Source organism: Photobacterium lutimaris, from assembly GCF_003025555.1.
GTDB lineage: Bacteria > Pseudomonadota > Gammaproteobacteria > Enterobacterales > Vibrionaceae > Photobacterium > Photobacterium lutimaris.
In genome coordinates, this window is sequence record NZ_PYMH01000001.1 from 434304 (window position 1) to 456021 (window position 21718).

Genomic DNA, 21718 nt, shown 5'->3' on the forward strand with positions numbered 1-21718 from the left:
TTTGAAGGTCTATTATTAGATTAGTAGAGGAATAGGAAGATGCGAGTTTAAGGATGAAGGACGTGACAAGACCGTTGGAAAAAAGTCGTCAGCTGAGCTTGGCTAAGCAGTTACTGTTTTTGATTATCTTGTTGAGCTCCCTATTTACATTACTGTCAACTACGTTGAGTTTGTATTTGGAGTATAAAGGCGAGTTAAAGGAGATAGACAACCGGTTCATTCAAATTCAAGATAGTTACCAGTCCAGCCTAACGTCGAGCCTGTGGGTAGAAGACCGTGAGTTATTGATGACACAGGCTGAGGGTGTATTGAGCCTGCCATCTATTTCTTATGTCAAAATCTTTGATCGTGACCAGATTATCCTCGAACTCGGAGAGCCTCTTACCGTGAGCGTTGTTGAGCGGCAGTGGCAGCTGTCGCATCAAACAAGAAAGAAGGCGTTTGTTCTTGGTACCTTAGTTGTCCAATCTGATCTCCAGCCAATTTATCAGAGTCTCTATGATACGTTTCTTTTGCTGTTCTTTGGCCATAGCCTCCAAATATTTTTTATCTGTGTCTGTATATGGTTTATTGCCTATCGGCTGGTTGTTCAGCCGTTGATGAAGATGTCTGTATCGGTAACAAAGTTTGATGAGAAAAATGTTCCGCTTCCGGTGCAATTAACGAAGCGGTGGTTTGATGATGAAATGACGACGTTAGCCACCCAGTATAATTCTTCTGCAGAACACATCCGGCGCCACTACCAAGAGTTGGAGAAGGCAAGAGAAATTGCCGAGCAGGCGAACCTCAAGAAAAGTGAGTTCCTTGCCAATATGAGCCATGAAATCCGTACTCCGATGAACGGCATCATTGGGTTATCGGGCTTGATGCGTGAGATGGAAATGCCAGCGGATCAAAAAGAGTACATTAGAATGCTCCACACTTCTTCATTGTCTCTGCTTGATTTGATCAATGATATCCTTGATTTTTCAAAAATCGAGGCGGGCCAACTGGAGTTGGAATCTATACCGCTAAACGTGTTTGAACTGAACAAGGAGGTCGAATCACTGTTTATTGTTAAAGCGGCAGAAAAAGGCCTGAATTTCAGATGTTCTGTTGACAAGAGTATTAGCCCTATGTTGTCGGGGGACGGGGCGAAGTTGAGGCAAATACTAAATAATTTAGTGAGCAATGCGATTAAGTTTACAGACAAAGGGCAGGTTTCGCTTTCTATTGAGCAGGAGGAAAGTGCTGCGGATCATTGCCGGATAAAATTTTCAGTCACGGATACTGGCATTGGTGTTGTAAAAGAAAAACAAGACGTAATCTTCGAAAAATTCCAGCAGGCAGATGGCAGTACGACAAGGCAATATGGGGGGACTGGTTTGGGCTTGGCGATCTGTCGGGAAATGGTGAAGATGATGGGAGGAGAGATCTGCATTGATAGCCAACCCGGTGAAGGCAGTACGTTCTCTTTCGTTATCGATTTGCCATTTGAAAAAGTGATTATCCCCATAGAAGAGCGATCTATTTTTGAAGGACTGAATTTTCTGCTTGTCGACGACAGCATGTTGAATATGCGTATTACAACGGTGCAACTTGAAGGTTTTGGTGCCAAGGCGGTAAGTTGTCTCGATCCCATTATGGCCATCCCGATGGCAGAGAAGGCACTGGCACAGGGGGCCGGGTTCGATGTGATAATCATTGATAAGTGTATGCCAAAGATCGATGGCTTTGAGCTAGCAAAGCAGTTACAGCAGCACTTTGGGGCTAAATGCCCAATATTGATGATGATATCGGCTGCACCAGAAATGAATGATGAAGAGAAAGCGCTAGCCCTAGGGATAAAATCGTTCCTAACCCGGCCCTATAAAGATGGGCATTTGAAGTGGGCGATATTGAAGATAATCTCTCCACAACCAGACTCCACAGGTAAGGAAAGGGTTCTTGAGCCTGTACCATTATGTTCAGACGGGGACACTGTTCGTGATCATCATCAACAAGTGAGCATGGAAGTGAGCGAAGCCTTACAGCAAGGTGAACCTACGCTACGGGTATTGGTGGTTGAAGATACCCTGATCAATCAGAAAGTGGCGAGGATGATGCTGGAAAAAATCGGTGCGGTTGTTGAGGTTGTCGAAAACGGCCAACTCGCGGTAGATATTTATCAAGAGAAGCGTTTTGATGTGATATTTATGGATTGTCAGATGCCAGTCATGGATGGCTTTGAAGCGACTCGCCAGATCCGTGAAATAGAGAAACAAACCGGAGGATTCACACCGATTGTTGCTCTCACCGCCAATGTCGTGAAAGAAGAAAAAGATAAATGTTTTGCCGCGGGTATGAATGACTTTGTGTCAAAACCTGTGTCTTTGAAGATTTTGAAGCATAAGCTTGAGCAACATGCACCGCTGCCAGTGTCCTGATAGAGAGGGGAGCATGAGTGATTGAAAACAGCGCCGTTTGTGACGCTGTTTTTGATCACCGATATGTTGTCTCTAGCTTAGAGACCAATCCTCAGAAAGCAGCGAGAGGTGTTGGTCATAGAGGGTAATCACAATCGTCAGGGTGTTGTTGACGGTGTCTTCTGATATTTCATCAATAACGTAGAAATCGCTGTTTTTATTTTTTAGTGAGTTATTTACCAGTAACTGTAGGCTGTCATTGATATCACCATCGATAGTGAATGTTTCTACCGCGTTAAGTTGTATGTTATGGACTTCAACAGGGGCAAGCAGCTCAGGGGAAGCGTAAGAAAATGAGGATGCTGTCAGTAATGCAATAGCTGCGAGAGTGCGCGAAATCATGATTCAATAATAAGTTGTCAGTCAGTGGGGTTACTTTGACATGGCTTCAGTCAGGAAATGTCAGAACAAGGTAAAAACAGTAGAAAATGCGCCCTTGAATACGTTCAAAGGCGCTGGGTGCTAAAAGTATATTAAAACGCCGTTCATTTTGCTTGGTTTTCTAGGGGAAATTTTTTTTTGCCGTGTTTTTGACCATTGGTTTTGTTGAATAGATTGTTTTTTATTTGGCTTGCTGAGTGGTTATCATGGTCAAGCGATCATTGATGATTTTCATAGAGCTTATCCAGTGCGACGGATAAACCGTTTTCTGTTACTACTCGGATATGTGACTTATTCAGCAATCTGGCATTGGTGACACCACAGGAATGGGCGATCACCCCTAAGCCGTAATGAATATATTTATTGTAATTGGCGACTCGCAGAGTTTTGTCTTTGACATTGAGTCCTTGTTGTAAACGGTTGTTGTGTGTGGTGATTCCGGTGGGGCAAGTGTTTTTGTTACACTGCAGCGCCTGGATACAACCAAGTGCGAACATATGTCCCCTGGCTGAAACGACAAAGTCAGCACCGAGTGCGATGGCCCATGCTACTTTTGATGGTGTGATCAGTTTTCCAGAAGCGATGACTTTTATGTGGTCGTTTAGCTGATGTTTTTCTAGCCGGGCAACAACCAGTGGCAGGCTTTCTTTGAGCGGTAGACCGACATAATCGATAAGTGGCTGGGGAGCCGCCCCCGTACCGCCATCTGCACTATCAATGGTGATAAAATCTGGTCCACTGTCTTTTCCCCGGCGCTCAATTTCGTCCAATAGCTCGTCAAACCAGCTTATAGAGCCAATAACCGCCTTGAACCCAACGGGTTTACCGGTGGTCTGTCGGATGAAATTAATCATATCGAGTAAATCCCCTACTGAGCGGATATCGATATGTCCGTTAGGGCTGATTGAGTCTTCCCCTTCGGGAATACCACGAATTTTTGCAATATCGGCTGTTACTTTGCCGCCAGGTAGTATCCCACCTTTGCCTGGCTTAGCACCTTGGCTCATTTTGATTTCAAACATTTTGACTTCAGGATGGGCTGCGACTTCTTCAAGCTTCTCTTTGCTGAGGTGACCTTCTGCGTTCCTCACGCCGTATTTGGCTGTACCTATCTGGAATACAATATCGGCCCCGCCCTCTAAGTGATAAGGACTCAAGCCTCCTTCCCCTGTGTTCACCCAGCACCCGGCTATTTTAGCGCCGTGTGACAAGGCTTGGACTGCAGGTTTGGATATCGCGCCATAGCTCATCCCAGATATATTAAAAATAGACGTTGTGGTATAGGGAGTACGGCAGTTGAGACCGATAGTAATAGGGGCGGGCGCAACGGCATCTTCTTCCAGTGTTGGAAAGGCACAGTTCATAAACATGATGGTACCTGTTGGCTCAAGGCTTCGGGTTGAACCGAAAGCCAAAGTACGATCAACATTCTTAGCGGCTTTATAGACCCAGCTTCTCTCTGCGCGGTTAAAGGGCATTTCTTCGCGATCCATGGCGAAAAAATACTGGCGGAAAAACTCACCTTGTTTTTCGAATAAGTAGCGAAAGCGGCCAATCACAGGGTAGTTATGACGGATAGCTTGTTTGTGTTGGCGAATGTCGGATATGTACATGTATATCACCGCTAATACACCTAACCCGACACAGATGATGAATACCCCTGATAGTAGGTTAATACCAAAGATTAACGAGTCGCTCATACGGCCTCCAAGATAAACACTCGCTCTAAACTCAGTTGATGGATATTAGATTAGTTTAATCAGGAATAAAGAACGTGTTGGGTACGAATAATTTCATCTTTTGTCTAAATAGTATTGATAGAGGGGGGGAGAAAAGGCCATGAAAAAAGCCAAGTGTGAGTTGCTTGGCTTTATTAGGAAGTGTATAGCTCAAGAAGTCAGTGGTCTGGCGTTTATGCCGTCGTTACATTATTTTTCTGTGCACCACGTAACATGGCATGGATCAGCTCGTTGGCCTCAAACTTCGTCAGTGCTTCATGCGCGCCGACCTGGTGCGCTTGCGATACACTGATCTCGCTAGAAAGCGAGGTATGCAAAATAATATACGCATGCGAAAGCTCGGTTGTGTTTTGTACCTCAAAAGCAAGCTCATACCCATCAAGCCCTGGCATTTCAATATCACTGACCAGAATGTCAAATGGCGTCCCAGCTCCAGCGGCATGCTTGAGCATTTCAAGTGCATCGTGACCATTAGTCGCAATGAAGTAAGGGATAGAAATACTGTCAAGGGCTTGTGATAACTGGCGTCTTGCAACGGCGGAGTCATCAACCAGCAGAATTTTAAGTGGCCTTAATATCTCACGTTCCATGTCGGTCAATACTGGCTGTAGGCTGCTAGGGTTATCCGGAAACACCTTCGACAGAAGAAGCTCAACGTCCAGCAGTTGAACCAATTTATTATCAACGTTGGTTACACCAGTGACGAATACATTCTTGCCCAGAGCGCTTGGCGGCGCATCAATATTGTGCCAGTTACACTCGGTAATACGGTCGATGCCTCGCACAAGAAAGCCGACTAGCATTCGGCGGCAGTCGGTAATGATGATATAGCTGTTTTTGAGTTCATCTCTAGAGAGTGGCGGATAGCCTACGGCTTTAGCCATATCAATAACAGGGAGGGTGTCGCCACGTAAGGTTGCAGCACCCAATACTGTCGGGTGCGAATGAGGGATAGCGGTTAACGGAGTGTAGGGAACAATTTCTTTTACTTTGAGTGTTCCGATGGCAAAAGACTGCTGATGAGTCAATTTAAATAACAGCATACCCTGAGATTGATTTGTTGCAGCTTTAATCATTGGCCAATCCCTTTTGAAATTTATTGATCACGCTACTGTGCGATGCCTCAAGCAATGTGGAATGCATACATCTTAGCGGTTAATTGTGAGGATGGAACAGGTGGTGGTAGATAAATGACCGGATTTTGATCTTTAGCCACTTTAATTCGCCATAACATACATTTATATCACTTGATGGCTTTTGTGGTGGTTGAATTTTGAACGGCCTTCGTGCTTTTGTCGTTATTTTGCATGGCGATTTCATATTGATTTGAAATGACATTAAAAACGCTATTAAAGGTACCATTTCGCTTTCACGGTTCATGAAAACCTAGCTAACACTTAATGGAACTTTTTTGAAAGCAAAAAAAATGTGCTTTCAATGTTAACTGTCATTAACCATTACGTGGAGAACAAAAATGCAAAAGGGATTACACATGAGTAAGTTGGCATGCGCTATGGCAGCCATGCTAATGGCGGGCACAGCCTCAAGTGTTCAGGCCGCTCCAACCCATGACAAGAATGTTATTGGGTATATTACTCAGTGGGAAGCATGGAAAGGGACGAATGCTGGGTTCAGTGTGAAAGGTGAAGCCACACACTTGAACGTCAATATGGATATTTATTCTATTTTGAACTTCTCCTTCTTTGGGGTTGCCAAGGATGGTTCACTCCATAGTGGTGACCTGCGTAATAAAAAAATCTACCAGCCCAATGCGGTTCAAGAGCCAGGCCCATTACTCCACCCGGACGTTTACTCGAGTTGGGACTTCCATATATTGTGGGGCGAATTAGAGTATATCCATCAGTTCCCCGGCAATGAAGCATGGGAGCAGGATGCTCTGCGTAAAGTGCAAGAGCAAGGTTTTGTTAAATCAGGTAATGGCTGGCTTCATGCGCCAAGTGGCGTCTCTGGACAAATGCCGATCCCACTCAAAAAAGCAGGAGGGGCACCAGGGCTGATTGATCTTGCCCATCAGAACGGGGTAAAAGTGATGGCGTCACTGGGGGGCTGGAGTATGTCCAAGCACTTCCCTGAAATGGCAGCAGATCCGGTGAAAAAAGCCCGTTTCTTGGCTGATGTCGACAAATTGATGGCATTGGGTTTTGATGGTATCGACATTGACTGGGAATACCCAGGTACCGGCGGAATGAACTTCCAGGGGAATCCCGAAGATTACGGCAACTTTGAACAATTAATGGAAGATATCCGTGATCGTATTGGTCCTAACAAGTTGCTCACCGCGGCCTTTTCAGCCTCTACAGGCAAACTAGAAGGCTATAATTGGCCACGCTTGGTTGCATCAATGGATTACTTCAACATGATGACTTACGACCTCAATGGTGGGTGGTCCAATGTTGCTGGGCACAATGCACCGCTGTACCCATACCCGGAAGAGGAGTATCAGGATTTAGATCTTGATCATCTTCGTGTATGGATGGCTGCTAAAGGGATCCCGTCTGAGAAAATCAATTTTGGTGCGGCATTCTATGGCCGTGGTGTTCAAACCACTGAAACCACCGCATATGTCGGGGCACCAACAGACAAGCGTACGGTGAACTTCAGTGTTGACGGGCCGACAGAATCAGCTGTTGACTTAGACAACTGGAAAGAGTTCGAAGGGCAGCCAAACTACAATTACATTATGCAGACCGCAGGCTGGGAACACATGTGGGATGCTAATGCAGAAGTGCCTTATGCTGTGAAGGGCAAGTATTTCCTCAGCTATGATGATGTACCGTCTATCGAGAGAAAAGCCCAGTATATTGTCGATAACCAACTTGGCGGCGTTATTGTTTGGCAGGTTCATGGCGATATCAAATGTGAGGGATCCTTTGTTAACTATGGTTCCAAGCTTAAGCAATGTACTAATCTCAGTTCACCGTTGGCTGAAGCCATCGACAAGGTATTTTCTGGTAATGGTATTGTAAACACCGCACCAGCCTTGACTGTACCGGCCGTGCAGAATGTGGATGCTGGTACTGTGGTTAGCTTTTCTGTGTCTGCAACAGATGCAGAGAACGATCCACTGAGCTTCACCGTGACCAATGCTACAGTGGCTGATAACGGTGATGGCACCGCGACTGTGACTTATCAAGCCCCTAATACTGCGACTGACATACAAGATACGGTTACGGTGAAAGTATCTGATGGGCGTAAGGCCGCGACAGGCTCTGTTGTCATTCACGTTAAAGGCAGTGGTATTGTAGGTAACACGCCACCAGTATTGACAGCACCAGCTAAAGCGACTGTGAACAGTGGTCAAAGTGTAGTGATCAGTGTCCAAGCGGATGATGCTGATGGTGATCTGCTGACTTTTACTGCGAGTGAAGGTACCGTTGTGACCACGCCAACAGGCGCAGACATTACGTTTAATGCTCCAATTGTCACAGTCGATACCGTTGTTGATGTGACGGTTACTGTTTCAGATGGGATTGCCCGCGAAAGCGCAATGATTGCTGTGACGGTACAAGCGGACTCTACCGGCGGTCAAACGACGTGGGATCCAAACAAGGTTTACAACGGTGGTGATACAGTAATGTTCAACGGTGTTAAATATACCGCGAAATGGTGGACCAAAGGTGAAGAGCCGGGTAGCAGTTCTGTTTGGGAGGCCTTTGATGATGGGAGCGTCGGTGAATGGGGAGCAAGCAAAGTCTATTTGTCTGGCGATCAAGTAACATTCAATGCTCAGGCATACAAAGCGAAGTGGTGGAATAAGGGTGATCAGCCGGGTAAGGCTGGTGGTCCTTGGCAGCTGATGTAATGCCTATCACCTAACCGGTTGATTAGCAGGTTAGTTAATGTCGGAATACAATATTCAGGCCCGCAATTTGCGGGCCTTTTCCTTACTAGCAGGACAAGTGACCGCATGACCACTATATTTAAGGTGGTGAAAGGGCGTTTGTTAAAAGGTAGATGGATATGGAATTACGTAATAAGTCAGGTGACGTTGCAAAGCTTGCCGATAATCTCACATTGAAAGAAATCGTGGATATGGGTTTCTCATTAGATATCTGTGATGAAGCATATGACCCTAGTGAACACTGGAAAGTAACGGGTGGCTCAGACAAAGATAAAGCGGGCGAGTACCCTTCAAAATAAGACAGACCGAATAACAAGCAAAAGCCAGCTCCCAAGAGCTGGCTTTCTTTATGCTCGACTTGCCTTACGGTCATTACCGCCTATGAGTGATTTTTTGCAAGCGGTTTCATTTGAACATGAATTGGTTGTGCGGCCTTGTAAGGCTCCCGTAAATTTGTTGTATAGTGAGTATTGTTACGGTTTTTTGGTGATGGCAGTCACTAAAATGTTCTTGCACGTTAATTTCCATCATGATTTTAAGTGTGACGAGAGTATAGCTTTCAACTTTATTCGGTTGTTTGATATGTTCAGCTGGAATAATATCACCATCAAGAAAGCGCTTTCTCGGGAAGGTTATCGAAGTGTTTTTTATAAGAATGTCCCGAGATTTTGCTGTTAAAGGTGAAAGAAAGCGCTTTCTTTTTGTGATTATTCCAAATGTGAAGGATTATGTGATGCATAGCAAAAAGGTATTGGCTTCCTTAGTATGCGGCTTGATGTTAACTGCAAATGGTGTTGTAGCTGATGAAATCAAGCAAGGTGGTACATTGACTGTACCAATTATTGGTACGGGGTTTGTTGAGAACTTTAACCCATATACGACGAAAGACCTGCTTCATGGTGTGATGTTTGAGCCGCTGTTGGTTTTCAATAACATGACCGGTAAGACCGAGTACCGACTGGCTGAGTCTGTTGAGTATTCTGACGATTTGAAGAGCATCTTCGTCAAACTGCGTGATGGATTAACGTGGTCGGATGGTTCTCCACTTACAGCGAAAGACGTGGCATTTAGTTTCAATATGACCAAAGATGCTGCCGCATTTGACCAAAAAGGAATTTGGAGTAGCGGTAACTTGGTCAGCGTAACAGCCAAAGATACAGCAACAGTTGTGTTTGAGCTAACTGAAGCAGATTCGACCTTTATTTGGTCACTTCCTGCTTATCACGTGGTACCGGAGAAAGTGTGGAGCAAGGTTGAAGACCTGACAACATTTACTAACCCTGACCCTATTGGTAGTGGCCCGATGACCACTGTTAAGTATCTGAAGTCTCAGCAAATGGAGCTTTGTCGTAACCCGCATTACTATCTTGAGAATCGTCCATATCTCGATTGTTTGACTTACCGTTCTTATAACGATAATTCACAGATTCAACCGGCATTAATGAAGGGTGAAATTGAATGGGGCTCAAACTTTATTGCCGACATCGATAATACGTTTGTTGCCGCCGATCCAAGCAATAACCACTATTGGTACCCTGCCAACGATGCTATCCATCTTTATGTAAACACAAAAGAAAAGCCATTTGATAACCTCAAGGTGCGTAAGGCTCTGTCCGTCGCACTGGATCGTGAGGCGATTGTTGACATTGCAGCCTACGGCTATCCGACACCGAACTTTAATGCCGGTGGCATCGGTGAACTTTATAGCACGCATATTAGCAAAGACGTTAACGCTAAATATAAAGAGCTTACTCAATACAACCCGGAAAAAGCCAAACAGTTACTGGATTCTGCTGGTTATAAAGACTTGAATGGTGATGGCTTCCGAGACATGCCTGATGGCAAGACTATCGAATTTGATATCGAGGTTGTCAATGGCTGGACTGATTGGATCCAAGTCGTCCAGATGGTAACAGAGTACTACGAAGAAATTGGCATTAAAGCGAATGTGAAAACAGTCGACTGGGCTGTTTATGACAAGTCTTTGAAAGACAGCGAATATAAAATGTCGATTAACTGGTCAATGGTTGCGACAAACCCAATCTTGGCTTACCAAGAGTATTTCTCAACGTCACGTATTGGTAAAACATGGCATGCCGGACATGGGGTTAATTCGCCAGAAATTGATAGCTTGATCGATAGTTTCGGTAAAACCAATGAACCGAAACAGCAGAAAGAAATACTTGATGAACTTCAGGAGTTTACTGCTGAGAATCTGCCGTTTATTCCGCTGTTCTCAAACCCAACTTGGTTCCAGTATAACAGCTCGAAAATTGCAGGTTGGCCTAGCAAAGAGAATCCGTATGTTCAGCCTGTTTGGTACGATGGTGGTAAGCGAGTGCTAATCCTTAATAATCTTCATCTTAAGTAATTGTATAAATAGTTTAAAGGGCCATTTATGGCTCTTTAAACATCGGGGTTTATTATGAGCTTTATCTTACGCAGACTCGGTTTTTATTTTGTTGCTTTTATCATAGCAATTTCTTTTAATTTTCTTCTTCCTAGGCTAATGCCTGGCGATCCTGTCGATGCTTTATTTGCGGCAGCTCAAGGTCGCATGGATCCGGCCCAGATGGATGCGGTACGCGAAATGTACGGCTTCGTCGATGGCTCTGTATTTGAGCAATATATTGCCTACATACAAAGTGTTTTCACTCTGGACTTGGGTCCCTCGGTATTGATGTTTCCCGTAAGCGTAACTGAGGTAATTAGTAACGCTTTGCCGTGGACCATTTTTCTGGCACTAGGGTCCTTGATTGTGGCGCTGATAATCGGTGTTTCTATCGGAACCTATGCCTCTTATCGTCGAGAAGGTTTGTTTGGTCAAATCGTACCGCCGACATTGGCATTTATCAGTAATTTTCCTTACATCGTAACTGCATTATTACTGTTTTATTTCTTTGGCTTGAAGCTGGAAGTGCTTCCGCTCGCCTATACCTATGATCCGTCTTTAGATCCTGGCTTTAACTTAGCGTTTATTGGAAGCGTTGCAAAGCACGCAGTATTGCCAATGGGCTCGATGATTGTCGTTGGTATTTCGACCTGGGTCTTCAATATGCGTAATGCGATGATTAATGTTCTTGGTGAAGATTATGTCACCATGGCTGAAGCAAAGGGCTTAAGCAGTTTGCGTGTTATGTACCGCTATGCAGGAAGGAATGCCATTTTACCGGTAGCAACCGCAATTGCGATGGCGATTGGTTTCTCCTTTGCAGGCTCAATTATGACCGAGGTCGTTTTTAACTATCAGGGGCTGGGTAATATTCTTCTCAAGGGTATTGTTGCTCGAGACTACCCATTGATCCAGGCAATTCTGCTGATTCTTGTTACCGCAGTACTTACGGCCAACTTCGTAGCAGACCTTCTTTACGTCTGGTTAGATCCTCGGATTTCTAAATAAGGTTTGAATATGAGTAAGTTAATAGAATCTTACGACAATAGTATGCAGGTTCAAAAACCGAATAAATTTGTCAAAAAAAGCAAAGAAATACTCTCGACGCTACACGCGTTCTTTCACGGTAATCCGCCTGCAATTATAGGTAGCCTGCTGATTTCGATTGTGCTAATTGGCGCACTGATGGCACCGGTACTGGCCAGTCATGATCCGAATAAGCGTGTAGCGAGACCGCATGTCGCACCCAATGCCGAACATGTCCTTGGTACGACTCGTAGCGGGCGTGATGTCTACAGCCAAGTGTTACATGGCGCACGAAAGTCGCTGGCTGTTGCTTTGTCTGCCGGTATTATTGCGATGACTCTGGCGGTGGCCGTGGGGGTAACTTCAGGGTATATGGGCGGAAAAGTTGATGAATGGCTTAACTTTGTTACCAACGTCTTTTTGGTATTCCCGCAGTTACCACTGTTGATAGTCTTGGCCGCTTTTCTGGGGCAGGTCGGGTCCATGGTTATCACGATATTACTCGGCGTTACCTCCTGGCCTTGGGGGGCAAGGGTGATACGTTCGCAAACGATGGCAATCAGGAACAAGGAATACATTATTTCAGCTGAGGTGATGGGGGAGTCTAAGATTCGGATCATTCTTGTTGAGATTCTGCCAAACCTGATCTCGATTGTTTTTGGTGGTTTCCTCGGAACGGTGATTTACGCCATGGGGTCGGAAGCTGGACTGGGTATTCTTGGCTTAGGTGATGCGACGGAAGTGAGCTGGGGATCAATGCTTTACTGGGCACAGACATCATCGTCGCTATATACAGGAGCGTGGTGGGAAATGATTGTTCCTGCAACGGCACTGGCAATTACCGGGGGGTCTTTAGCACTAATTAATATGTCTATTGATCAGGTAAGTAACCCGAAACTGAAGACTGGCCCACATATGAAGTTGTGGAAGAAACTGAAAAGAGAAGCCGATCAACGCCGAGGTCTATTATGAAAGATGCGCTGCTAGAAATTAATAATCTTTGTGTCGATTATGTTTCTCCAAATGGAGTTGCTCGAGCTGTTAACAATGTTAGCTTGAGTATAGCCCCTGGTGAAACGCTGGGCATTGCAGGCGAATCTGGGTGCGGTAAGAGTACGCTGGCCTTTGCGATTTCACGTTTGCACAAAGCTCCTGCGCTCATCTCCGAAGGTGAGATCCTGTACAAGGATCGTGATGTTCTGAAAATGTCGGATAAAGAGCTGCGCAATTTCCGCTGGAAAGATGTCTCTGTGGTATTTCAGAGTGCAATGAACTCGTTGAATCCAGTCATAACAATTGGTGAGCAACTGGTTGATGTAATCCTTGCGCATAAAAATGTGAGATACGAAGAAGCTTATCAGAAAGCCGTTGAATTGTTGGGTGTTGTTGGTATTCATGGCGATAGGATGAGCAGCTTCCCCCATCAGTTGAGCGGGGGGATGAGGCAGCGGGTGGTTATTGCTGTCGCGCTGGCGTTAGAGCCTAAGCTGATCATCATGGATGAGCCGACGACCGCGCTGGACGTTGTCGTTGAGCGTGAAATCCTAAATGAGTTATATGATTTAAAAACGAAATTTGGCTTCTCGATTTTATTTATCAGCCACGATCTAAGCTTGATGGGTGAAATAGCAGACCGTATTGGTGTGATGTATGCCGGTAATCTGATTGAGATTGGCGACGCAGCCACCGTTTTTGGTAAGCCGTCCCACCCGTACACACAAGGTTTGATTGCCTCATTCCCGACAATTCATGGGCCTAAAGAAAGGCTATACGGTATTCCAGGCAATCCTGTTGATTTGCTTCGGATTCCACAGGGATGTAATTTTCAGGATCGCTGTAGCCAGTGCAATGCCGCGTGTAAACAGCATGAACCTCAATTGCTTAAGCTAAATGATCAGCACTACGCCGCTTGTCATCGGATTTAAGGGATAAAAAATGGAAACGTTAGAGAATAAAGAAGTTGTCCTCTCTGTACGAAACTTGGTTAAAGACTTTCCGATTGGAAGCGGCAAAAACCAGTATATGCGTGCCGTCAATGATGTGTCATTTGACCTTTGTAAAGGCGAGGCTCTGGCCATTGTTGGTGAGTCTGGTTCGGGCAAGAGTACTGGCGCTAGGATTCTGACCCGTATTTACGATAAGACCGGTGGCGATATTTCCTTCAAGGGCAAGCCGCTGCATGAATACACTAAAGAGCACGGTAGCCTGGAATATGCCCGACAAGTACAGATGATTTTCCAGGACCCGTTTGGTTCTCTTAACCCTGTTCACAATATCTACCATCACATAGCTAGGCCGTTGTTGATTCATAACCGAGTTGGCAAACAAGATGTCGAGAAGCTGGTCTATGAATTGTTGGAAATGGTCGGGCTAAATCCGGCAGTCGAAACATCAGAAAAGTATCCTCACCAGCTTAGTGGTGGCCAGCGTCAGCGTGTTGCAATTGCCCGTGCAATTGCCGTTTCACCAGAAGTCATTTTGGCCGACGAGCCAATTTCAATGCTCGACGTATCGGTACGACTTGGGATCTTGAATCTGATGGCGGACTTGAAAGACAAGCACGGTATCTCTTTCATGTACATCACTCATGATATTGCCACTGCGCGCTATTTTGCTGAAAAAACAGCGGTGATGTACGTCGGCCATATGGTTGAGTGGGGTAACAGCGATAAAGTGACTCAAACCCCACAGCACCCCTATACCCAGTTGCTTCTATCTGCTGTCCCTGAGGCTGGAAGAGCAGGGCGTCGTGAGCTAAGTGCAAAGAAGGGAGAAATCCCATTATGGAAACCTGACAGCCAAGGTTGTCCGTTTTCAGCGCGCTGCCCTAAGGCCACTGAGCGATGCCTAGAGGCTCTGCCCTCAGTTACACAGCTAGCAGATGATCATTTTATCCGGTGTCACCACATCTGATTTGATCAGTTAAAAAATTTTGCGCATTAAGAAAGCGCTTTCAAAAGTTCTGGTTAGAGTTATGGAAAGTAAAATTAAAAAGCAATCAAACGAAATTACCGGCAAGTTTGTCACTCTTGATGGTGAAAAATACTATCTTATTGAAAATGTTGATCGTATGGCTCCGTTTTTTATCAGTGTGGTGTCGGCTAGTAACCATTGGTTATTTATCTCCTCAACGGGAAGCCTGACTGCTGGCCGGATAAAGCCAGAGAATGCACTATTCCCATATAAGTCGGTCGATTACATTCATGAGAGCGCCGAGAATACAGGCAGCAAAACCCTTGTTAGGGTAACGACTGAAGAGGGTGCAATGCTATGGGAACCCTTCAATACTCACCATGATGGTTTCTACCAAACTCAGCGCAATATCTATAAAAATGCGGCTGGCGATAAGATTGTTTTTGAAGAGGTGAACGAAGATTTATCTCTGACTTTCAAGTACCAGTGGAGTACCAGTGATAAATATGGCTTTGTTCGGACATCAACGCTAACAAATCATTCCTCGTACAGTGCACAGGTGGAGATCGTTGACGGAATCCAAAATATTCTACCGTCTGGTGCGCCTTTATCAGCAATGCAGGATCGCAGCGCACTTGTGGATGCCTATAAATGGAATGAGCTACTGTCAGATTCAGTTTTAGCGACCTATAGCATGTACGCCAAGTTAAGTGACCGTGCCGAACCGGCTGAGTCACTGCGTGCAACCACCGTGTTCAGCATTGCTGATGACTGTGAGTCAATCTTGTTGTCAAGTGAGCAACTCGGCGCCTTCCGTCGTGGGGGGAAAGTGGAAACCGAAACACTGCGTCGCGGTTTGCGCGGGGCGTATTTTGTTTGCAAACAATGTGATCTTGCCGCTGGTGAACAAGATACTTGGCAGATCATTGCGGATATTGATAAGACTCACACTGATGTGGTCGAATTGAATCAGAGTTTGATAACAGAGAGTGCGGTCGAGAGTGACATCTCTCGCTCGGTCAGAGAGAACCACAAGGAGCTTTTGATGCTGATGTCTGGCAGCGACGCCTGGCAGAAAACAGCAGAAGAAGAGACAACGGTTCACCACTACGCCAATGTACTGTTTAACAATATGCGTGGCGGTGTAGTGGTTGATAACTACTGGGTTGATACGCAAGACTTTGTGAAAACATTGACCCACTCGAGCGTTGCGGTTGCGACTCGCAACAGCGCTTTTCTGGCCCACTTGCCAGAGCGTATCGGCTATAACGAGTTGCTCGGCCTGGCGGAAAAGCAAAATGATAACCAGCTTGTACGCCTGTGCTACGAATATCTTCCATTGACGTTTGGTCGCCGCCATGGTGATCCGAGTCGTCCGTGGAATCATTTCGAGATCAAAGTTAAAGATAAGAATGGTGAGCGATTGCTGTCATACCAGGGTAACTGGCGTGATATTTTCCAAAACTGGGAAGCACTTGCGGTTAGCTATCCGAATTTCATCAAGTCGTTTATTGCCAAGTTTGTCAATGCATCGACCGCCGACGGCTATAACCCTTATCGAATTACTAAAGAGGGTGTCGACTGGGAAGTACTGGAGCCTGAAGATCCATGGAGCAATATCGGCTATTGGGGTGATCATCAGATCATCTATTTACTTAAATTCCTCGAACTCTCGAAGAAGTACCAGCCGCAGGAACTGAGCTCGCTACTTAGCCGTGATATTTTCAGCTATGCCAACGTGCCTTATGAGATTAAAGCTGCAGAAGCGTTGTTTAACGACCCTAAAAATACCGTTGATTTTAATCAAGATCTGCATGACTTGATTAATGGGAAGGTTGAAGAGTTGGGCAGTGACGGCCGATTGCTGTTGAACCATGACGGTGATGTATACCTGGTTAACCTGACTGAAAAAATGATGGTACCGCTACTGGCGAAACTGGGTAACCTGGTTGTTGACGGTGGGGTTTGGCTCAATACCCAACGTCCAGAATGGAACGATGCCAACAATGCCATTGTCGGTAACGGGTTGTCTATGGTGACGCTGTACTATATGCGCCGCTACGTTACCTTCATGCAAGAATTGCTAAGAGATAACCTGAAGGCGGTTGAGCTGTCTTCGGAGCTGGTTGACTGGATCATTGCCACATCACAGATTCTAGCAGAAGCGAAAACCGAGCTTAAACGCAAGAGCATCACCCGGCAGACACGGAAAGCCTTGCTGAGCAAGCTTGCTGGTGCAGCGAGTGATTATCGCACCACGGTTTATGAAAATAACGGTTTCTCCGGTAAAACAAAAGTCGACGGTCAGCTTATCCTGCAGCTGCTTGATGTCAGTCTAGATGTTATTGATGAGGGTATTGCAGCCAACCGACGCCAAGATGGCTTGTATAACGCTTATAATATCATCAGTTACTCGTCAGAAAGTGCCAGTGTTGAAGAGCTTTATCCAATGCTGGAAGGACAGGTGGCGGTACTTAGCTCAGGCGTACTCAGCCCTGAACAGGCGGTGGCGCTGCTCGATAACCTTTACGCGAGTGAAATGTTCCGTGAAGACCAGCAAAGCTTCATGCTGTACCCGGACCGTGAATTAACCTGTTTTATGAATAAAAATAAGGTTTCAGCTTCGCGAATTAATGCTAATGGGCTGCTCAAGAAAATGGTTCACAATAGCGACCACCGCTTGGTTGAACCAGATGCTGATGGTAGCTACCACTTTAATGCAGATTTTGAAAATGCAGGCTTCTTGCTGGCTGCGCTGGATACTATCAAAAGCGACTATAAAGACATTGAGCATGACACCATCAAAGATGTCGTTGATTGCTATGAAGAGGTGTTCAATCACCAAGCCTTTACTGGTCGCTCAGGTACCATGTTTGGCTATGAAGGGCTAGGTTGTATCTATTGGCATATGGTATCGAAACTGCTGCTTGCCGTTCAGGAAAACTATTTCGCTTCTTGGCAAAAAGAGCCTAATTCAAATGCGACCCAGAAGTTGGCAGAGTATTATTATAAAGTGCGTTCTGGAATCGGCTTTAATAAAACGCCTGAGAACTATGGTGCCTTCCCGACCGATCCTTATTCGCATACACCGAAACATGCCGGTGCCCAGCAACCGGGTATGACTGGTCAGGTGAAAGAAGAGATCCTAACTCGTTTTGGGGAGCTAGGGGTATGCATCGAAGAAGGTCTCATTCATTTCAAGCCTTCCTTGTTGAGAAACGTCGAATTCCTCAAAGCGGATAGCCGATTTGATTTCATCAATATTGATGGTGAAAATCAGACAATGTTACTGCCGAAAGGCTCATTGGCCTTTACCTACTGCCAAATTCCGGTGGTTTATAGAGTTGTGGAAGAAAAGGCGGGTGTAGAGGTTGTACTGAATAATAACGATTGTATTCAGTTGCCAGGGGTGTCATTGGATATGGATATCAGCCGCCATCTGTTTGCCCGCACTGGTGAAGTGAAAGTGATCACCGTGTCTATTCCGGCCACCATGTTAATGGGCTGAGAGCTCGGGAGAGTATGTGACTACCAACAAACAATTACTTGAGGTATCTGAATATAACGCGGAAGGTTATTCGCCATTGATTGACTATCAATCATGGCGAGTGGCCATACTGAATTATATTGATGAGCTAGAGACAGACCAGATAGATAATTTTCAATGCCATACCGAAACAGATGAAGTCTTTGTTCTGCTCGCGGGGAAATGCATTCTTTTCTGTGCTGAGACCGATGAAGACAATAATATTATTGATATTTTTAGCTGGGATATGGTGCCGAATAAGGCCTACAACATTAAGCGGGGCGTATACCATACCCATACGCTCAGTGAAGATGGCCAGGTGTTGATTATTGAAAATAGCGATACCTGTGATCGTAATTCACCGAAAATTATGATTGATGACACCGTCCGTAACAAGCTCGGGCAATTAGCATCAGGTTCATGGGGCTAGTTGTTTACCGTTGTTCTTAAAGGTAGTTTAACTGCCTTTTTTCTTAATTCTTGTGTGTGAATACGAATTAGCGACATTGCTCGAAGAGGCTGAGTTAGTTCAGTTGCACTGTTATGTTGCTTACTGATTATTTTTAACGGATTTTAATATGCAGAATCAGCAAATATTACAAGCCCAGCAGCAAGTTGTACCTGTCAGTCGCCAGGCTGGCTGCGAAGGTATTGTTCTGCTAGAAAACCGAGACTCCGTATTGCCCTTAAAGTGTGGTGAAACGGTTTCTCTGTTTGGTCGTTGCCAGATTGATACTTACCGCAGTGGTACGGGATCGGGGGGGGCCGTCAATGTTCCATATGCCGTCAATGCTCTGACTGGATTACGAGCTAACCCTTCAGTGGTTGTTAATGAAGAACTTATCAAAATATATGAAGCTTGGATTGCAGAACATCCGTTTAATGATGGCGGTGGCGGATGGGCCTCAGAACCTTGGTTCCAGCAGGAAATGGAACTGGAAGAGTCCATTGTCAAACAAGCAGCATCGCACTCGGATAAAGCGATTATTTTTATCGGAAGGACAGCAGGGGAAGATCAGGATAATGCTGATGAAGCCGGTAGCTATCGTTTGACTGAGTGTGAAGTCGCGATGTGTGAGAAGGTCGGCGCGCATTTTGATAACGTCATTGTGGTGTTAAACGTCACTAACATTATGGATATGTCGTGGCTTGAAACCGTTAAAAATAATCAATCAATTAAAGCTGTTCTGTATTCATGGGCTGCGGGAATGGAGGCTGGGCACTCTCTTGCAGATGTCCTGTCCGGTGATGTTTCGCCCAGCGGACGGTTAACCGATACCATTGCCTACCAACTCTCTGATTATCCATCGTCAGAAAACTTTGGTCGGAAAGACTGCAATGTATATGCTGAAGATATCTACGTCGGTTATCGTTACTTCGAAACCTTCAATCCTCAGGCGGTACAGTATGAGTTTGGCGCTGGTCTTTCATATACCACCTTTGAGCGCCAGTTAGTTTCATTTGGTGTTGAAGGAAGTGGTATTGATCGGGTCCTACATTTCGATATTGAAGTGACAAATACGGGGGATCTGTTCAGCAGTAAAGAAGTTGTTCAGCTCTATGTTGAAGCACCTCAAGGTCAGTTAGGCAAACCCGCTCGCCAGTTAGCCGGTTTTAGCAAAACGGAAGTACTCGGGCCTGCTGAAAGTACTATCGTAAGCATCTCCGTTCCTATTCAGTTACTGGCGTCATATGATGACAGTGGCGTAACAGGGCATCGAAACAGCTACGTTCTTGAAGCGGGTCTTTATCGGTTTCATGTGGGGGGGAGCGTTCGCCACGCCAAATGTATACCTGCCACTTTTGAATTAGAGCAGCGGCTTATTACCCAGCAACTGTCTGAAGCATTAGCGCCGGTAACAGCGTTTGATCGCCTAAAACCGGCAGGGTTGAAAGCAGACGGAACCTACGAGTCATCTTACGAACCTGTTCCACTCAGATCTATCTGCCTTGAGCAAAGAATTACCGCCGACCTACCAAAAACATATGAAATTACGGGCGATATAGGGATCAAACTTAATGATGTCAAAGCCGGTAAGGCCACTCTGGAATCTTTCATTTCGCAACTAAGTCCAGAGCAACTTGCCATTATTACCCGAGGGGAAGGCATGTGCAGTCCGAAAGTCACCCCGGGAACTGCAGCCGCGTTTGGTGGGGTATCTAATTGTCTATTTAAGTTAGGCATTCCCGTTGCCGCCGCTGCCGACGGTCCATCTGGAATTCGAATGGATAGTGGGCATAAGGCAAGCCAAGTCCCTATTGGTACGTTGCTAGGTTGTACATGGAACCGCGAACTCAATGAACAGCTTTTTTACCTGATTGGAGAAGAATTACAGGCCAATCAGATCGATACCCTTTTAGGGCCTGGCATTAATATTCATCGTCACCCATTAAACGGCAGAAATTTCGAGTATTTTTCAGAAGACGTTTTAATTACTGGAATGATGGCAGCCGCGCAGGTTGTAGGGCTCAAGAAAGCCGGTGTCACGGGGACAATCAAACACTTTGCAGCAAATGATCAGGAAATGGCACGGATGGATGTGGATAGTGTGATATCCCAACGTGCGCTTCGGGAAATTCATTTGAAACCATTTGAAATCGCGGTTAAGCAGGGTGGGGCTACAACCATCATGACGTCTTATAACCCGGTGAATGGTCATTGGGCGGCATCAAATTATGATCTCAATACAACCATCCTACGCAATGAATGGGGCTATACCGGGATATTGATGACCGACTGGTGGGCAAAAATGAATGACCCGGTTAATGCGGGTAAGGAAGATAAAGCCAACACCTCATTTATGATCCGCTCTCAAAACGATCTCTACATGGTGGTAGAAAATGATGGCGCACTGCGCAATGCGATGGGTGACAATACACTGGAGGCATTAAGAAAAGGTGAACTAACCATCGGCGAGCTGCAGCGTTCTGCCATGAACATTTGCCGTTTTATTCTTGACGCCCCTGTGATGAAACGACCGTTGAAAGCCTATGAGCCGATTAAAACCTATGCCGCAAGAAATGAGATAAGTTGTGCCGATATCGTGAATATTGAGGAAGAAATTAAGCTAGAAACAGAGATAAATACGAGGGTGACAGTAAAAGTGACCGAAGACGGTATTTATCAGTGTTCTGGATTAATTCGCTATGATCGAGACTCGTTAGCCCAATCGTCATGCAGCCTGGCCTTAAACGGTGTGTTTAGTATGTCGCTTCCGGTTAATGGTACTGACGGGAAACCGGTGACAGTTGAAGGCTTACAAGTGAAATTAACAGCAGGCTTTTACGAAATTGATATCGATTTCGTGAAAAAAGGCCTGGTGCTAGAGAGTTTGATTTTCAATAAACAGTCATAATTGAAAGATAAGTGCCGAGTGATCACTGGCAAATTTGATGTGGTTGATATTGAACCATACAGCCTCCTAGCTAAGGAGG

General features: G+C 45.5%; 14 protein-coding genes. 11 read left to right on the plus strand and 3 right to left on the minus strand.

Features of this window, described 5'->3' with window-relative positions; all coding sequences use genetic code 11:
- Positions 1 to 53: 53 nt before the first annotated feature.
- Positions 54 to 2405 (plus strand): response regulator, encoded by a 2352-nt coding sequence (locus C9I99_RS01700; RefSeq protein WP_107347111.1) that lies wholly within the window; start codon positions 54 to 56, stop codon positions 2403 to 2405.
- Positions 2406 to 2477: 72 nt separating this feature from the next.
- Here C9I99_RS01700 and C9I99_RS01705 read toward each other — a convergent pair whose 3' ends face one another.
- The 3 genes from C9I99_RS01705 to C9I99_RS01715 form a co-directional block, all read right to left on the minus strand.
- Positions 2478 to 2786 carry a hypothetical protein gene (locus C9I99_RS01705; protein ID WP_107347112.1) on the minus strand — a complete coding sequence of 103 codons (309 nt, stop codon included), beginning with the start codon at positions 2784 to 2786 and terminating at the stop codon, positions 2478 to 2480.
- A 257-nt stretch (positions 2787 to 3043) separates the two neighbouring features.
- A complete protein-coding gene (locus C9I99_RS01710) occupies positions 3044 to 4525 on the minus strand; it encodes an FMN-binding glutamate synthase family protein (protein ID WP_107347113.1) in 1482 nt (493 codons plus the stop codon).
- Positions 4526 to 4737: 212 nt separating this feature from the next.
- Positions 4738 to 5640 carry a chemotaxis protein gene (locus C9I99_RS01715; protein WP_107347114.1) on the minus strand — a complete coding sequence of 301 codons (903 nt, stop codon included), beginning with the start codon at positions 5638 to 5640 and terminating at the stop codon, positions 4738 to 4740.
- A 398-nt stretch (positions 5641 to 6038) separates the two neighbouring features.
- On the opposite strand from C9I99_RS01715, the gene C9I99_RS01720 reads away from it, so the two are divergent.
- The 10 genes from C9I99_RS01720 (at position 6039) to C9I99_RS01765 (ending at position 21639) form a co-directional block, all read left to right on the plus strand.
- The gene (locus C9I99_RS01720; RefSeq protein WP_107347115.1) at positions 6039 to 8387 is read left to right on the plus strand and encodes a glycosyl hydrolase family 18 protein; all 2349 of its coding nucleotides are present in this window, start codon (positions 6039 to 6041) and stop codon (positions 8385 to 8387) included.
- A 158-nt stretch (positions 8388 to 8545) separates the two neighbouring features.
- Positions 8546 to 8725: a hypothetical protein gene (locus tag C9I99_RS01725; protein ID WP_107347116.1), complete on the plus strand. Its 180-nt coding sequence runs from the start codon at positions 8546 to 8548 to the stop codon at positions 8723 to 8725.
- Between the two features lie 434 nt (positions 8726 to 9159).
- Positions 9160 to 10797 (plus strand): ABC transporter substrate-binding protein, encoded by a 1638-nt coding sequence (locus tag C9I99_RS01730; protein ID WP_107347117.1) that lies wholly within the window; start codon positions 9160 to 9162, stop codon positions 10795 to 10797.
- 54 nt (positions 10798 to 10851) lie between these two features.
- Positions 10852 to 11826 (plus strand): ABC transporter permease, encoded by a 975-nt coding sequence (locus C9I99_RS01735; RefSeq protein ID WP_107347118.1) that lies wholly within the window; start codon positions 10852 to 10854, stop codon positions 11824 to 11826.
- 9 nt (positions 11827 to 11835) lie between these two features.
- Positions 11836 to 12816: an ABC transporter permease gene (locus C9I99_RS01740; protein ID WP_107347119.1), complete on the plus strand. Its 981-nt coding sequence runs from the start codon at positions 11836 to 11838 to the stop codon at positions 12814 to 12816.
- A complete protein-coding gene (locus C9I99_RS01745) occupies positions 12813 to 13769 on the plus strand; it encodes an ABC transporter ATP-binding protein (protein ID WP_107347120.1) in 957 nt (318 codons plus the stop codon). Before C9I99_RS01740 ends, C9I99_RS01745 begins: the two co-directional genes overlap by 4 nt.
- Positions 13770 to 13779: 10 nt before the next feature.
- Entirely contained in the window at positions 13780 to 14757 is a 978-nt protein-coding gene (locus tag C9I99_RS01750) for an ABC transporter ATP-binding protein (protein ID WP_107347121.1), read from the plus strand.
- Positions 14758 to 14818: 61 nt separating this feature from the next.
- The gene (locus tag C9I99_RS01755) at positions 14819 to 18265 is read left to right on the plus strand and encodes a hypothetical protein (protein WP_107347122.1); all 3447 of its coding nucleotides are present in this window, start codon (positions 14819 to 14821) and stop codon (positions 18263 to 18265) included.
- Positions 18266 to 18281: 16 nt separating this feature from the next.
- Positions 18282 to 18713, plus strand: a complete 432-nt coding sequence (locus C9I99_RS01760) for a hypothetical protein (RefSeq protein ID WP_107347123.1) — start codon at positions 18282 to 18284, stop codon at positions 18711 to 18713.
- Positions 18714 to 18861: 148 nt separating this feature from the next.
- Positions 18862 to 21639, plus strand: coding sequence for a glycoside hydrolase family 3 protein (locus tag C9I99_RS01765; protein ID WP_107347124.1), 2778 nt, complete (start codon positions 18862 to 18864; stop codon positions 21637 to 21639).
- The last annotated feature ends 79 nt before the right edge of the window (positions 21640 to 21718 follow it).